The sequence below is a fragment of the Psychrobacter sp. 1Y4 genome (assembly GCF_051847555.1).
This window is the reverse complement of the sequence record NZ_JBPYDE010001212.1, coordinates 1-506: the sequence shown is the minus strand read 5'-3', so window position 1 is coordinate 506 and position 506 is coordinate 1. Positions and strand designations below refer to the sequence as shown.

Genomic DNA, 506 nt, shown 5'->3' with positions numbered 1-506 from the left:
AACATCAACATGGATGCCCTCAATTATCTAAATGAACAAGCAGAAAACATCTTTTACCGCAAAGGGGTTACTTTTACGGTCTATAGCGATGCCAAAAACATCGAGCGTATGATTCCGTTTGATATCATTCCACGCATTATTGCAGCGAGCGAATGGCAACAAATAGAGGCAGGCTGTAAACAGCGTATCACGGCTCTCAATGCATTCTTACATGATATCTACCATGATCAAGCCATCATGAAGGCCGATATTGTCCCTGCCAGCTATGTGTATGCCAGTGGCTGCTATGAGCCGTGGATGATGGGCATTGAGCTCGATAAACCAATATACTCTCACATTAGTGGTATTGATCTAATCCGTGATGAATCTGGCAAGTTTTGTGTGTTAGAGGATAACTTGCGCACCCCGTCAGGCGTCTCATATATGCTTGAGAGCCGCAATATATCAGAGACGCTCCTAGCTGATATCTTTGCTGACACGCCTATTATGGGTATTAGTGATTATCC

Annotated in this window: 1 protein-coding gene; it reads left to right on the top strand. The window is 43.9% G+C overall.

Translation table 11 applies throughout. The annotated features are described in order from the left end of the window. The coding region (locus ACS8FC_RS21195) for a circularly permuted type 2 ATP-grasp protein (RefSeq protein ID WP_439298229.1) at positions 1-506 on the top strand (506 nt) is incomplete at both ends.